This is a genomic window from Lentzea sp. NPDC060358, from assembly GCF_042725365.1.
GTDB lineage: Bacteria > Actinomycetota > Actinomycetes > Mycobacteriales > Pseudonocardiaceae > Lentzea.
In genome coordinates this window covers 1-13684 of sequence record NZ_JBHXCW010000208.1, presented here as the reverse complement: position 1 = coordinate 13684, position 13684 = coordinate 1, and the positions used below count along the sequence as shown (strand labels likewise).

The window sequence follows — 13684 nt, the reverse complement described above, 5'->3', positions numbered from 1 at the left end:
CCCCAGAAAACACCACGGGCGAGGTAAGGTCTGCGCTTTCCGCAGACATACCTCGCCCGAAGCTCGTGCCCCCGGTGCGACTCGAACGCACACTGGACGGATTTTGAGTCCGCTGCCTCTGCCGATTGGGCTACGGGGGCGTAGCAGGGTGAACTCTAGCGGATCTCTCCAGCTGGTTTCTCGCGGGACCCTAGGACCTGACGAGCCTGCCGATGGCCGCGGAGGCTTCGGCGAGCTTCTCCTCGGCGACGGGTCCGCCTTCTGCGGCGGCTTGGGCGACACAATGCTTGAGGTGCTCGTCGAGCAGGCCGAGGGACACCGCCTGCAGCGCCTTGGTGGCGGCGCTGATCTGCGTGAGGACGTCGATGCAGTATTCGTCGTTCTCGACCATGCGCTGGAGGCCGCGGATCTGTCCCTCGATGCGGCGCAGTCGCTTGAGGTATGCGTCCTTGTCCGCGGTGTACCCGTGCATCGGCTCCTGACCTTCCCTACCCCTGGCGGGTATGTCGAGGATACCTGCACCGGTTGGGGGTGCGTTATGTGCAACGGCTGCTCCGTCAGCGGGAATGCGCAAGCGGCCAGCAAGCCCATCCGGTGGTCCGAAGTGAGACGACTAGCGCCACATTTTGGACCCGTAACACCCGTGCGGTTTACCGGGTAAATGACCCGACCGGGCGGTTGGGGTCACATTTTAGCGGCGAAAGGTTCGCCGTTTTTCCTCATGTGGACTATGGTGTTGCCGGAGCACGTGGTTACGTCGAGGATCCGCGTGCTGTGTGAGTACCCAACGGAGGAACAGTGGCACAGCAGACCGTCGTCCAACTCATCGACGACCTCGACGGCGGAGAAGCCGACGAGACCGTGACCTTCGCACTTGACGGTGTCGAGTACGCCATCGACCTGTCGAAGGGAAATGCGGAGCGGCTTCGCGAGTCGCTGGCGGACTTCGTCGCCAAGGCCCGTCGTGCGGGTGGCCGCAAGCAGCGCAAGGGCACCGGCAAGTCCACGGTGAAGGCCAGCGACAAGGCTGAGGCCCAGCGCATTCGTGACTGGGCTCGTGCACAGGGGCACCAGATCTCGGACCGCGGTCGCATTCCGCAGAACCTGGTTGTGCAGTTCCAGGAAGCTCACGCCTCCTGACCTGCGCGGACGCGCGAGGTTTCCACACGTCGGCCGGGCCGCCGGCCGACGTGTTAACCCTTCGGGATCACTACTTCCCGGTTCGTTCACACCTTCCCCCGGAACGCGGATCAACGGCCGGGAAAGTCCGCTCCGAACAGGCGTGACGCCGCAGTGGCCTTGACCGCTGTCTCCTCGAATTCCTCGTCGGCGTCGGACAGTGAGATGACTGCTCCGCCGACGCCGAAACTGACCTGGTCGCCGTTCGCGACCAGCGTTCGGATGACGATGCTGAAGTCGGCTGCTCCGTTGAGCGAGAAGTATCCGAGCGCTCCGGAGTACACGCCGCGTGGACCGGCTTCCAACCCGTCGAGGATCTGCATGGTCCGGATCTTCGGCGCACCGGTCATCGAACCACCCGGAAACGCGGCTCGAACACATCGCACTGCAGAACTGTCCGGCCGAAGTCGGGCGCGCACGGTGCTCACCAATTGGTGCACGGTCGCATACGTCTCGACGTCGAACAACCGCGTCACCTCGACGGAACCGACTTGCGCGCAGGTGCCGAGATCGTTGCGGACGAGGTCCACGATCATCAGGTTCTCGGCGCGGTCCTTGACCGAACGCGCCAACGTTGTGCGCAACATCTCGTCGTCGGCCTCATCGATGCCTCGGGGGCGCGTTCCCTTGATCGGCGACGACTCGACGACTCCCTCTCGGTCGATCCGCATAAATCGTTCGGGTGACGTGCTGAGCACGGTCAGGTCACCGAATCGCAGCAACGCGCCGAACGGAACGGGATTTGCGGCGCGAAGCAGCCGATAAGCGGCCCACGGGTCGAGGTCGGCGCGCCACGACATCATGTTCGTCAGGCAGACCTCGTAGGTCTCCCCCGCCGTGATCGCTTCCTGGCAGGCGCTGATCAGCTTCAGGTACTGCGCGCGCGGATGCCGCAACGTCGCGTCACCGGCGACCGGACGGGAAGGCTCACCCAAAGGGCTGAGGCCGGTGAGAAGTTTCGAAACTTCTCCGAACCAGGAGTCGTCGGTCAGCGACATCAAATGGACGCATTCGCCGTCGTGGTCGATGACCACCGCGCGGTCGGCGAACACGAACGACGCGTCGGGCTGTTCCGCGCGATGGGCGAAGTCGCCGCCGCACTCCGCTTTCAGCTCGTAACCGAGGTAGCCGACCCATCCCAGTGCGAAGTCGAACGGCACGTCCGGCTGCTCGACGCCCCACCGGGCGAGGTCCTCGTCCAGCCACGAGAAGAAGGACGGGCACGGCATCCGCACGCCGTCGAGGGTGAGTTCCTGGTCCGGCACCGAGTACTGCGCTATGCGCGCGAGGGGTCCGGAGGCGTCGCCCATGAACGAGAACCGGCCGCCGGCTCCGCTGTCCAGCCAGAACGCGGTCCCAGAGGCCCCGTGGAGCGCCGCGAACGCCTGCTCCGCGTCGACGACCAGGTCGAGCTTGCGCACGTGCACAGGGCGCTTCTGGGGCTCGGGGCGAACCAGCACGGGTTCCGGCACGGCGGCCGTCCTGGTCGGGGTCAGCGCGGCGAAGTTCGCGAGCAGTTCGCGCCCGTGCTCGGTGCAGATCGACTCGGGGTGGAACTGCACGCCCCACGCCGGCCGGTCGAGGGCGCGCACGCCCATCAGCACGGAGTCGTCGCTCCACGCGATGGCCTCCAGCGCGGGAGGCAGGTCCGTGACCGCCAGCGAGTGGTACCGCACGACGTCGAACGGCGACGGCAACCCGGCGAACACGTCGACGCCCGTGTGCGTGACCGGCGAGATGATCCCGTGGCGCGGAACGGGCGCAGGACCGACGGTCGCGCCGTAAGACAGACACAGACCCTGATGGCCGAGGCAGACACCCAGCAACGGGATCTCGGCGTGGTCGATCACCGCGCGGCAGAGGCCGAAGTCCGCGGGGTTGCCCGGCCGGCCGGGTCCCGGCGAGATCACCACGTTGTCGAACGACCGCAGCGCGACAAGCCGGAAGCGCGGGTCGTCGTGGGGGACGACCACGGGCTCGGCGCCGTTCACCTCGGCCAGGTGCTGGAAGAGGTTGAACGTGAAGGAGTCGTAGTTGTCGATGAGCAGAGTCCGCATTGCGGGCGGCACTCTACCTGCCAAAACACCCGGAAGGGTGAATGGGAGAGGGCGGTCACGGACGACCGCCCCCTGTCATCGCACGTGCGTCAGCCGCCGACGCGGAACCGCGGGTCCGTCGCCAGCTCGGCCAGCTGCTGCTCGGTGAAGACCGGCTCCTCGAGCACCGGGTAGCCGCCGCCCTCGTAGGCGTCGTCCTGCGCGATGGTCACGGTCGAGCCGTCCTTCGCGCGGTAGCTCGCCCACCTGTCGAACTGGTCGCGGCCGCTGGGGTTGTTCTGCACGACGCCGACCTGCAGGCCCCCGACGTCGTACACCCGGCACTGCCCGCCCATGCCCCAGAACGACTTCGCCAGCGCGCACGGGTCCGCGGGCGCCGACGGGTCGGGCGTGGACACTTCGGCGAGCAGCCGGCCCACCCGGCCGTTCTTGCGCACCGGCGTCTGGGCCATGTACTCCCAGACCTCCGGGCTCTCCCCTCGGTTGGACGTCACCTGGCCCTGGGTCCGCTGCATGTCGCCCGTGTAGGCGGGGTCCCGGTAGCGCAGCTGCGGTGCGTCGTACCCGGCCGGCACCGCGCCCTTCAGCTCCTCGAGCAGCTTCGCCGCCCGGTCCGCCTGCGGCCCGTTCGCCGCGGTGCGGTCGGTCTGGCCGGCCGGCCACTCGGGGCCCCACACCGACGAGGGCAGCACGTTGCCCGCGCCCGCCACGAGCTGCCGGCCGAGCTGCGGGTTCAGCGCCACGGCCGACCCGACGCCGAGCCCCGCCACGAGCACCGCGACGGCGGCCCCGACCAGCGACGACCGCCTACGGGACCGGGCCCTGCGCGCCTGGTCGAGCGCGGTGCCCGGATCCATCGGAGGCGGCGGGCTGCTCGCCACCACCACGTCCTGGAAGGCGTTCCTGAGGTCCTGTTCGTTCATCGAACCCTCTCCTGCTGTGTGAGCAGGCCGCGCAGCGTCTGCAGCCCCCGCGCGGCCTGGCTCTTGACTGTTCCTTCCGAACACCTGAGGACCGCGGCCGTCCGTTCGACGGACATGTCCTCCCAGTACCGCAGGACGAGGCACGCGCGTTGCTTCGGCGGCACCTTCGCCAGCGCCTCCAGCAGCACCACCCGCTCCTCCGGGAAGACCCCCGGCGGGGCGACCGCGTCGCCGACGTCGTCCGTCGCCGACTCGAACCGGAACCACCCGCGCCGCCGCTCGGACAGGAACGTCCGCACCAGGACCTGCCTGGTGTAGGCGTCCAGCGCCTCGTGCCGCTCGATCCTCCGCCAGGCCGGGTACAGCTTGGTGAAGGCCTGCTGCACGAGGTCCTCCGCGCGATGCCAGTCACCGCACAGCAGGTAGGCCGTGCCGCGCATGGCGTCGGAACGAGCCGCGAAGTACTCCTGGAACGCGGCGTCCCGATCACTCATCAGGTCTCCCCCTTCTGCGGTGCCGGGGTAGTCACGCCGCGAGGGACCTCACAGGTTGCACGCTCTTCTCGAAACGCATACTGGTGTCGTGATTTTCCTTTTGCTCCTCGGCGTCCCGGTCGCCCTGGGCCACCTGTACCTCTGGCGCCGGCTGGTCGTGGACACGACGCGCCCGCGCACGGTCGGCCGCCGCACCGGCACCGTCGCGATCATCGGCGCGTTCCTGGTGCTGATGGGGGCGCTGGCGGTCTCCCGCAGCGTCTCGCCGGAGCAAGCGAAGTTCCTCGCCTGGCCGGGCTTCGTGTGGCTCGCCCTGCTGTTCTACCTGGCGATCGCGCTGGGCATCGCGGAGATCCCGCGCCGCGTCCTGCTCCGCCGCGCCACCGCGGCGCCGGTGCCCGCCGGCGCCGGTCCCGACCCCGTCGACCCGGTCGAGGTCGTGCCCGACCCGTCGCGGCGGCTGTTCATCGCGCGGTCGGTCGCGATCGGCTCAGGCATCGCGGCGGGCGGCGTGGTCGGCTACGGCATGACGCAGGCGCTGGGCGACCCGAAGCTGCTGAACGTGCCCGTGACGCTGGACAAGCTCCAGACCTCGTTGTCCGGCTTCCGGATCGCGGTCGTGAGCGACATCCACCTGGGCCCGCTGCTCGGCCGGTCGCACACCGAGCGGATCGTGCGGATGATCAACGAGCAGGAGGCCGACCTCGTCGCGATCGTCGGCGACCTGGTCGACGGCACCGTCGCCGAGCTGGGCGAGGCCGCCGCGCCGCTGCGGGACCTGGTGTCCAGGCACGGCAGCTTCTTCGTCACCGGCAACCACGAGTACTTCTCCGGGCACGAGCAGTGGATCGCGGAGCTCGACCGGCTCGGCGTGAACCCGTTGCGCAACGAGGGGTTGACGGTGGCCGGCGGCATCGAGCTCGTCGGCGTGAACGACGTGACCGGCAAGTCCTACGACGACGGCCCGGACTTCGACCGCGCCTTCACCGGGCGCGACACCGCCAACCCGGTCGTCCTGCTGGCGCACCAGCCCGTGCAGGTCGCCGACGCGTCCGCACGCGGCGTCGACCTGCAGTTGTCCGGCCACACGCACGGCGGGCAGATGGTGCCGTTCAACTTCGTGGTGCCGGCGCAGCAGCCCAGCGTCGCGGGGCTGTCGAAGGTGGACGACACGTGGCTGTACGTCAGTCGTGGAGCGGGTTTCTGGGGGCCTCCGGTGCGCGTGGGCGCGCCCCCGGACATCACGGTGGTCGAGCTGCGTTCTGCCGGTTAAATCACACTCGGCCCTCCGGGATTGCGCACTTGCGGTGTCCAGGCCGTAGAGTGGACGGCCGTGCCCGCGTGCGGAACGCGAGGCGGATGAAGGGGGACCCCTGGGGAAATGACCGAGAGCTTCGCCGTCGACCGGCGCAACGAGGCAGAGGCTCGTATTCGGCGTTTCCTGGACCAGGAGAACCCGTCGACACCGTGTCTGGTGATCGACCTCAAGACGATTCGCGCGCGCTACCAGGCAATTCACGCGGCCATGCCGTCCATCGACATCTTCTACGCCGTCAAGTCGAACCCCGAGTCCGACGTGGTGGGCGCGCTGGCCGGCGAGGGCGCGCACTTCGACGTGGCATCCCCGGCGGAGATCGACCTCTGCCTGGAGCGCGGTGCCGCGCCGGCGTCGATCTCCTACAGCAACCCCATCAAGAAGGCGGTGGACATCGCCCACGCGTTCTCGCGCGGTGTGCGGATGTTCGTGTCCGACAGCGAGCAGGACGTCCGGTTCGTCGCCGAGCACGCGCCCGGTTCGTCCGTCCTCGTGCGGATCCTCGTCCACGGCAAGGGTTCCACCTACCCGTTCGGCAACAAGTTCGGCTGCGATCCGGAGATGGCGACGGATCTCTTGCGGCTGGCGCACGAGTTGGGGCTCGTTCCTCTCGGCGTCGCGTTCCACGCGGGGTCGCAACAGCTGTCCGTCGAGGGCTGGGACTCCGGCATCGCCGACGCGGCGCTGATCGCGGCGAAGCTGCGCGCGGAGGGCATCGAGACGACGACGGTGAACCTGGGCGGCGGGCTTCCCGCGGTCTACCAGGCAGCCACGCCCTCGCTCGAGGCCTTCGCCGCCGCCATCGACGCCTCGATCGCGCGGCACTTCGGCGCGGCGCGCCCGCGGGTCATGATCGAACCCGGCCGGGCGATCTCGGCGGAGGCGGGGATGATCCGTTCGTCCGTGGTGCTCGTGTCGCGCAAGTCCTATTCGGACGAACGCCGCTGGGTCTACCTCGACATCGGCCGCTACCAGGGCCTCGCCGAGACCGAGGGCGAGGCGATCGCCTACCGGCTGCGGACCTCGCGCGACGGCGGCGAGACCGGTCCGGTCGTGCTGGCGGGGCCGACGTGCGACGCGGACGACGTGATCTACCAGCACACTCGCTACGACCTGCCGCTGGACCTGAAGGCGGGCGACCACGTGGACATCCTCCACGCCGGTGCCTACACCTCCTCCTATTCGTCCGTGTGCTTCAACGGCTTCCCGCCGCTGGCCACGTACTGCATCTAAGACCGTTTGCACATCACATAGTTTGGAGTGATTGATGTCCGAAGCGCCCTGTCAGACCGAGGAGACCGTCGGTTTGTTCGCGGGACAGCACGTACTTGCAGAGCTCTCGGGTGTGAGTGCCGATCTGCTCGACGACGAGCAGTTCCTGAAGCACGCCCTTGGTGAGGTTCTCACGCAGGCCGACGCAACCGTGCTGGAGGTGATCTCCAAGAAGTTCGATCCCCAAGGAGTCACCGTGCTGGCCCTGCTGTCGGAATCCCATGCGTCGATCCACACCTATCCCGAAGTGGGGTCGGTGTTCGTCGACGTGTTCACCTGCGGTACTCGTGCGAAACCCGCGCTGGCCGTCCAGCTACTCGCTGACGCCCTGGGCGCCGCTCACGTGAGCACGGACCTCGTCACTCGTGGCGTCAAGGAGCATGTCGCGTGAACACGATCAACGAGCCGCTCGCCGAGGGCATGACCCGCCACTGGCGAGTGGACGAGGTGCTGGTCGACACCAAGACCGACTTCCAGCACCTGGTGATCGCCCGCACCGCCCAGGGCGTGTCGTTGTTCTGCGACAACGACCGCCAGTCGACGGAGTTCAGCCAGCTGACCTACCACGAGGCCCTGATGGTGCCGGCGCTGCTGCTGGCCGACACCGTCGAGCGCGTGCTGGTCATCGGTTCCTCCGAGGGCGTCGTGTGCCAGATGGCCGTCGAGCACGGTGCGGCGGTCGTCGACCACATCGACATCGACGAGCAGGCCGTGAAGCTGTGCGCCGAGCACCTGCCCTACGGCTACACGCTCGAGGAACTGGCCGCCGCCGAGAAGGGCGAGGGCCCGATCCGCGTGCAGTACATCGACGGGTTCGAGTACATCCGCACGACGTCGGAGAAGTACGACATCGTGCTGGTGGACCTGCCCGACGAGCGTGAGGAGGAGGCGCAGCACAACCGCCTGTACGGCGCGGACTTCCTGCGCATGTGCAAGGCGCTGCTGCGTCCCGGCGGTGTCGTCGTCAACCAGTCCGGCTGCCAGACCATGTGGCGCAACACCACGCTGATCCGCTCGTGGCAGCGGTTCAACGAGGTGTTCGACACGGTCGCCTACTACGGCTCCGACGAGCACGAGTGGGCGTACCTGTTCGGCCGTGCGGACGTCGTCGAGGACCCGACGGCGCTGATGGTCGAGCGGCTCGCCACGGCCGGGTACCAGCCGGAGTCGATCGACGACCTGGCGCTGGTGGGCAACAGCATTCCGCCCTACCGGGTGCGGCAGTCACTGGCCTGAGCCCGTTCTGCCGGCAAGGGGCGTCTCCCGTTCGCGGGAGGCGCCCCTTCGCGCATTACTCCACAGTGGACCGACTACCTCCACCACCGGCGTCGGGGCGTTCCCGGGTTCCAGGGGACTCGCCACCACCCAGCACGCGGCGGGATCAGCCGAGCGACTGCTTCAGGAACTCGACCTGCAGCAGGAGCAGGTTCTCGGCGACCTGTTCCTGCGGGGTCATGTGCGTGACGCCCGAGAGCGGCAGCACGGTGTGCGGGCGACCGGCGGCCAGCAGGGCGCTGGACAGGCGCAGCGTGTGCGCGGCCACCACGTTGTCGTCGGCCAGGCCGTGGATGATCATCAACGGGCGGGCGAGCTTGTCCGCGTCGGCGATGAGCGAGTTCGAGTCGTAGACCTCGGGCCTGTCGGCCGGGTCGCCGAGGTAGCGCTCGGTGTAGTGGGTGTCGTAGAGGCGCCAGTCGGTGACCGGGGCGCCCGCGATGCCCGCGTGGAAGACGTCCGGGCGGCGCAGGACCGCCAACGCCGCCAGGTAGCCGCCGTAGGACCAGCCGCGGATCGCGACGCGCGAGAGGTCGAGGTCGGGCTCCACGTCCGCGGCCGCGTGCAGGGCGTCGACCTGGTCCTCCAGGGTGGCGCCGGCGAAGTCGAACGCGATCGCGCGCTCCCACGCGAGACCGCGGCCGGGAGTGCCCCTGCCGTCGACCACGAGGACGGCGAAGCCCTGGTCGGCCAGCCACTGCGGGGTCAGGTAGATGTTCTGCGCCGCCACGACGCGCTGCGCGTGCGGACCGCCGTACGGGTCCATCAGCACCGGGAGCTTCGTGCCCGGCACGTGGCCGGACGGCAGCAGCAGCGCGGCGCGCAGCGCGCGCTCGCCGAGCGTCAGCAGGCGCGGGGCCGCCTTGATCATCGGGGTGTCCGCGTACGACTCGACCACGTGGTCGCCGACGCTGACCTTCGTGCCGAACGAGTCCACAGTGGCCGACAGCAGCACAACCGTGCCACCGCCCCGAACCGCGGAGTTCACACCGTCCTCCGTGGACAGCCGGGTGACCTCGCCGCCGACCGAGTAGACGTGCGTCACCGTCGGGTCGTCCTCCGACGCGGCGATCAGCACCGAGTCGTCGGCGATGTCGAGCACCCGGCGCACCTGCAAGCCGCTCGTGAGCACGTCGTCGCCGACCTTCAGCGCGTACTCGTCGCCCTCGCCGACGATCCGCACGAGGCGGCCGTCCGGGGTCCACGCCGGCGCCCCGTCGGTGACCTCGAGCCACGTCGGGTCGGTCTCGACGGCGACCTCGGTGGCCACCCCGGTCCCGGGGGCGAGCGAGTAGGTCGTGCGAGTGCGCTGGTCGCGGGTCTGCGTCGTGACGAGCGGGGCGCCACCGGACGACCAGTGCACGGCGTTGAGGTAGTCGAACTCCAGCGCCACCGGCACGGAGGTGCCGTCCAGCGCCACGACGTGCAGCGACACCAGGGCGTTCGCCGTGCCCGCCGACGGGTACGCGATCTCGGTCGCCACCGTGGCGGGGTTCGCCGGGTCGGCGATGTACCAGCGCTGCACCGGCGCGTTGTCCACGCGCGCGGCGAGCAGGTGCCGGCCGTCCGGTGCCCACCAGTAGCCGCGGTAGCGCGACATCTCCTCGGCCGCGATGAACTCGGCGAGGCCGAACGTCACGTCCTCGCCGTCCGGTTCGGCGACGGCGCGGTCCTCGCCGGAGCTCAGCTCGACCACCCGCAGCGCGCCCTGCGCGACGTAGGCGACCCGCTCACCGGTCGGGTCGACACGCGGGTCGATGACACCGCCGCCGGTCGGCAGCTCGCGCGCGGCCCCGTCCACCAGGTCGGCCACGAACAGGCGCCCGGACAACGCGAACGACGCGACACGCGCGTCACCCGAGAGCGCGTAGCCGACGATGCCCGCACCGGACTCGCGCGTGCGTTCGCGGCGCGCCTTCTCCTCGGCCGGCAGGTCCTCCTGGTCGGTCAGCAGCGTCACCGGGTCGGCGAGCAGCCGCTCGACGCCGGTGGCCGTGTTCAGCTCCCAGAGCCCGTTCGCCCGGCTCGTGGCCGTGGCGGGACGGAGGAAGAAGACGCGTGCCCCGTCCGCCGACACCGAGAAGGTCCTCGGTGCGCCGAGGGTGAACCGCTGGGTGCGCGCGTGTTGGCGCGGGAAGGAGATGTCGTTGCCCACCCACCAACACTAACCCGCGCGCGCCCGCCGGACGGAGGCTGTGACGTGCACGTCCCTCCCCGGTTCAGCCCACGAGCTTCTTCGGCGGCAGCGGCACGAACCCGCTCGTGCGCTTCACGTAGTCCGCGTACCCGGGCCGGCGCGACACGATGTCCTTCTCCAGCAACGGCTTGCCGGTGCCCTTCGCGAGCAGCCACGTCATGACGACCGGGCCCACGACCGTGAGCGCGCCCTGCCACGAGTGCAGCGCGAACAGGTACAGGCCCCACCACACGACGGCGTCGCCGAAGTAGTTCGGGTGCCTGGTGTAGCGCCACAACCCGCGGTCCATGACCGCGCCCTTGTTCGCCGGGTCAGCCCGGAACCGCGAGAGCTGCCAGTCGCCCACGGCCTCGAAGGCGAAGCCGACCACCCACACGGCGGCGCCCGCCCAGTCCAGCACCCCGAAAGGGGCGTCGAGGTGGGCGGCGGCCTGCACGGGCAGCGAGACGATCCACATCATGACGGCCTGGACCAGGTAGACCCGGTACATCCGCAGGCGCGGATTTCCCTTGGCGCGCTTGAGGATGTCCTGGTAGCGCGGATCCTCGTCCTTCGTGCGGTTGCGCAGGTGGATGTGCACGCCCAGGCGCACGCCCCACACGACCGTCAGCGCCGCCACGAGCCACTGCCGGCTCGGTTCCCCGTCCGCGAACAGCAGCGTGACCACGGCGATCACGGCGAAGCCGGGGCCCCACACGGAGTCGATCAGGTCGTAGCGCTTGCGGGCGTCCGCGTAGAGGAACAGGCCGCTGAGCAGCGCGACCACGACGACGAAGCTGATCAGGAAGCTCACCGGGCCACCAGCTCACGACGCACCCGCGGCATGCCGCTGCGACCGGTCTCACTCCTGCGCACCGCGAGGATCTGGTCCACGCCCATCCGTCCCTCCTCGAACGTCAGCGCGCCGCCCGCGAGGTACAGCCGCCAGACCCGCGCCTGCCCCTCGCCGACGAGCGCGACGACCTCGTCCCACCGCTGCTCCAGCGTGTCGGCCCACGCCCGCACTGTCCAGACGTAGTGCTCCCGCAACGCGTGCACGTCGCGGATCTCCAGCCCGGCGGACTCCAGGAAGCCCGTCGTCTGCGAGACCGGTCGCATGTGCATGTCCGGCGCGACGTACGACTCGATGAACGCGCCACCGCCGGGTGCGTTGCGGCCACGCGACATCTGCTGCAGCAGCAGGCGTCCCTCGGGCTTGAGCAGCCGGTGCAGCGTCGAGGCGTACTCGGGGTAGTTGCTCTCGCCGACGTGCTCGCCCATCTCGATCGTGGAGATCGCGTCGAACGGCTCGTCGCGCACCTCGCGGTAGTCCTGCAACCGCACCTCGACGCGCCCCTGCAACCCCTCGGCCTCGATGCGCCCGAGGATGTGCGCGCGCTGCTGGGCGGAGATCGTCACACCCGTCGCGTGCACGCCGTAGTGCTTCGCGGCGTGGATGATCATCGACCCCCACCCGCAGCCGACGTCGAGCAGCCGCATCCCCGGCCGCAGGTCGAGCTTGCGGCACACGAGGTCCAGCTTGTTGTGCTGCGCCTGCTCCAGCGGCTCGTCCTCGGCCGTGAAGTACGCGCACGAGTAGGCCATGCTCGGGTCGAGCACGAGCTGGTAGAACGCGTTGCTCAGGTCGTAGTGGTGCGAAATGGCGTCCCGGTCGCGGCTCTTGGTGTGCAGCGCACCGCTCAGCCGCGCCTCCTCCTTCGGCGCTTCGGGGTTGCGCCCGAGCACCTTCAACCGCAGCGCGAGCCGCGCGACCTCCGAGATCCGCGGCCGCCGCGTGACGCCCCGGCGCACGAGCCCCCAGATCTGCGAGAGCCCCTCGGCGAGGTCTCCCTCCACGTCGAGCTCCCCGCTCACGTACGCGCGCGCGAGCCCCAGCTCGTTCGGACTCCACACGAGCCGCCGCAGCGCGTCCCGGGACCGGATCACGAGCACGGTCCCGTCCTGGGGCCCGGCGACGCTGCCGTCCCACGCCCGAATTCCGATCGGCAGGGGCGAACCCAGCACCCGTTCGGCCACTCCTGCCAGCTGACCAGCGACGACCACCCTGCACCTCCCGCAAGACCCGATTCCCCCGACGTTCGGGACGGCAAGAGGTTCGGTTCGTTTCTGAACCGAGACGCAACCCCGCCCGTATGGCCTCGATAGAGCGAACGGATGGACAAGGAGGACATGAGTGTGATCCGACGTAACCGCATTGCCATCGGGCTCGCCGCGGGACTGGCAGTTGTGCTGGGTCTGGGTGTCTGGAGCGCCACGGGAAGTGGCACGAACTCCAAGCCGGTGGCACAGACCGAAACCGACCTGGGCGTCCTCGGTGACTACGGCGACGTGGGTCAGCCCCCGGTACTCCAGGAGCCCGCCGCGGCGCCCGAGACCCCTGTTCAGCAGCAGGCGCCGGAAACCCCCGCAGCGCAACCCGCAGCACAGCCCCCGGCCGCGGCCCCGGTCAGCTCGCTGAAGCTGGTCGGCAAGTCGGTCGAGAAGATGGGCCAGGTCATCCAGGACGGCGACGGCCGGACGATGTACCGCTTCGACAAGGACACCCCGAAGCCCGAGGGCAAGTCGAACTGCAACGACCAGTGCGCCGTGACGTGGCCGCCGCTGCTGTCCGACACGGTCCCGCAGCTCGAGGGCGTCGACTCGAAGCTGGTCTCGCTGATCACCCGCGCCGACGGCAAGAAGCAGGTCGCGGTCGACGGCTGGCCCCTCTACTCGTACTCGCTGGACCCGGGCCCGGGCACCTGGAAGGGCCAGGGTGTCGGCAAGACCTGGTTCGTGATCCAGCCCAACGGCAAGCGCAACGTCGAGTGCCTGCCCCCCGGCGTGACGGCCCCCGCCGCGTAACCCCACAGCCATCCCGTTAGGACGGTCCACCTGAGACACAGCACACCCTGACACGTGCGACCCCGGCCCTGGGGAAGGGGCCGGGGTCCCCGTCGTTTCGCTCCGGGGTGAGTCGGACACGCGAAGAG

13 protein-coding genes and 1 tRNA gene are annotated in these 13684 nt (G+C 69.5%); 6 read left to right on the top strand and 8 right to left on the bottom strand.

Features of this window, described 5'->3' with window-relative positions; all coding sequences use genetic code 11:
• Positions 1-66 precede the first annotated feature (66 nt).
• Positions 67-140, bottom strand: a tRNA-Leu gene (locus ACFWGZ_RS31965).
• A 50-nt stretch (positions 141-190) separates the two neighbouring features.
• Positions 191-472 (bottom strand): metal-sensitive transcriptional regulator, encoded by a 282-nt coding sequence (locus ACFWGZ_RS31960; RefSeq protein WP_382455308.1) that lies wholly within the window; start codon positions 470-472, stop codon positions 191-193.
• 326 nt (positions 473-798) lie between these two features.
• Here ACFWGZ_RS31960 and ACFWGZ_RS31955 point away from each other — a divergent pair, with 326 nt between their 5' ends.
• Positions 799-1140, top strand: coding sequence for an Lsr2 family protein (locus ACFWGZ_RS31955; RefSeq protein ID WP_030466676.1), 342 nt, complete (start codon positions 799-801; stop codon positions 1138-1140).
• Between the two features lie 110 nt (positions 1141-1250).
• On the opposite strand, the gene pabB is transcribed toward ACFWGZ_RS31955, so the two are convergent.
• The 3 genes from pabB to ACFWGZ_RS31940 all read right to left on the bottom strand — a co-directional run bounded on the left by pabB (position 1251) and on the right by ACFWGZ_RS31940 (position 4653).
• Positions 1251-3236: an aminodeoxychorismate synthase component I gene (pabB, locus tag ACFWGZ_RS31950; protein ID WP_382455307.1), complete on the bottom strand. Its 1986-nt coding sequence runs from the start codon at positions 3234-3236 to the stop codon at positions 1251-1253.
• 89 nt (positions 3237-3325) lie between these two features.
• Complete coding sequence (locus tag ACFWGZ_RS31945; RefSeq protein ID WP_382455306.1) at positions 3326-4159, bottom strand: hypothetical protein; 834 nt, start codon at positions 4157-4159, stop codon at positions 3326-3328.
• Positions 4156-4653, bottom strand: coding sequence for a SigE family RNA polymerase sigma factor (locus ACFWGZ_RS31940; protein WP_382455305.1), 498 nt, complete (start codon positions 4651-4653; stop codon positions 4156-4158). The genes ACFWGZ_RS31945 and ACFWGZ_RS31940 overlap by 4 nt, the downstream gene beginning before the upstream one ends.
• An 88-nt stretch (positions 4654-4741) precedes the next feature.
• On the opposite strand from ACFWGZ_RS31940, the gene ACFWGZ_RS31935 reads away from it, so the two are divergent.
• The 4 genes from ACFWGZ_RS31935 to ACFWGZ_RS31920 all read left to right on the top strand — a co-directional run bounded on the left by ACFWGZ_RS31935 (position 4742) and on the right by ACFWGZ_RS31920 (position 8476).
• Positions 4742-5926: a metallophosphoesterase gene (locus tag ACFWGZ_RS31935; protein WP_382455304.1), complete on the top strand. Its 1185-nt coding sequence runs from the start codon at positions 4742-4744 to the stop codon at positions 5924-5926.
• Positions 5927-6034: 108 nt separating this feature from the next.
• The gene (locus tag ACFWGZ_RS31930) at positions 6035-7201 is read left to right on the top strand and encodes a type III PLP-dependent enzyme (RefSeq protein WP_382455303.1); all 1167 of its coding nucleotides are present in this window, start codon (positions 6035-6037) and stop codon (positions 7199-7201) included.
• Between the two features lie 34 nt (positions 7202-7235).
• Positions 7236-7631, top strand: coding sequence for an adenosylmethionine decarboxylase (gene speD / locus ACFWGZ_RS31925; RefSeq protein ID WP_030476957.1), 396 nt, complete (start codon positions 7236-7238; stop codon positions 7629-7631).
• 29 nt (positions 7632-7660) lie between these two features.
• Positions 7661-8476, top strand: a complete 816-nt coding sequence (locus ACFWGZ_RS31920; protein WP_382455309.1) for a spermidine synthase — start codon at positions 7661-7663, stop codon at positions 8474-8476.
• A 145-nt stretch (positions 8477-8621) separates the two neighbouring features.
• On the opposite strand, the gene ACFWGZ_RS31915 is transcribed toward ACFWGZ_RS31920, so the two are convergent.
• From ACFWGZ_RS31915 to ACFWGZ_RS31905, 3 genes are all read right to left on the bottom strand, one after another.
• Positions 8622-10670: a prolyl oligopeptidase family serine peptidase gene (locus ACFWGZ_RS31915; RefSeq protein ID WP_382455302.1), complete on the bottom strand. Its 2049-nt coding sequence runs from the start codon at positions 10668-10670 to the stop codon at positions 8622-8624.
• A 64-nt stretch (positions 10671-10734) separates the two neighbouring features.
• Positions 10735-11505: a DUF1295 domain-containing protein gene (locus ACFWGZ_RS31910; protein WP_382455301.1), complete on the bottom strand. Its 771-nt coding sequence runs from the start codon at positions 11503-11505 to the stop codon at positions 10735-10737.
• On the bottom strand, positions 11502-12755 hold the full coding sequence (locus ACFWGZ_RS31905) for a class I SAM-dependent methyltransferase (RefSeq protein WP_382455300.1): 1254 nt from the start codon (positions 12753-12755) through the stop codon (positions 11502-11504). The genes ACFWGZ_RS31910 and ACFWGZ_RS31905 overlap by 4 nt, the downstream gene beginning before the upstream one ends.
• Before the next feature lie 237 nt (positions 12756-12992).
• On the opposite strand from ACFWGZ_RS31905, the gene ACFWGZ_RS31900 reads away from it, so the two are divergent.
• Entirely contained in the window at positions 12993-13556 is a 564-nt protein-coding gene (locus ACFWGZ_RS31900; RefSeq protein ID WP_382455299.1) for a hypothetical protein, read from the top strand.
• Positions 13557-13684: the final 128 nt, after the last annotated feature.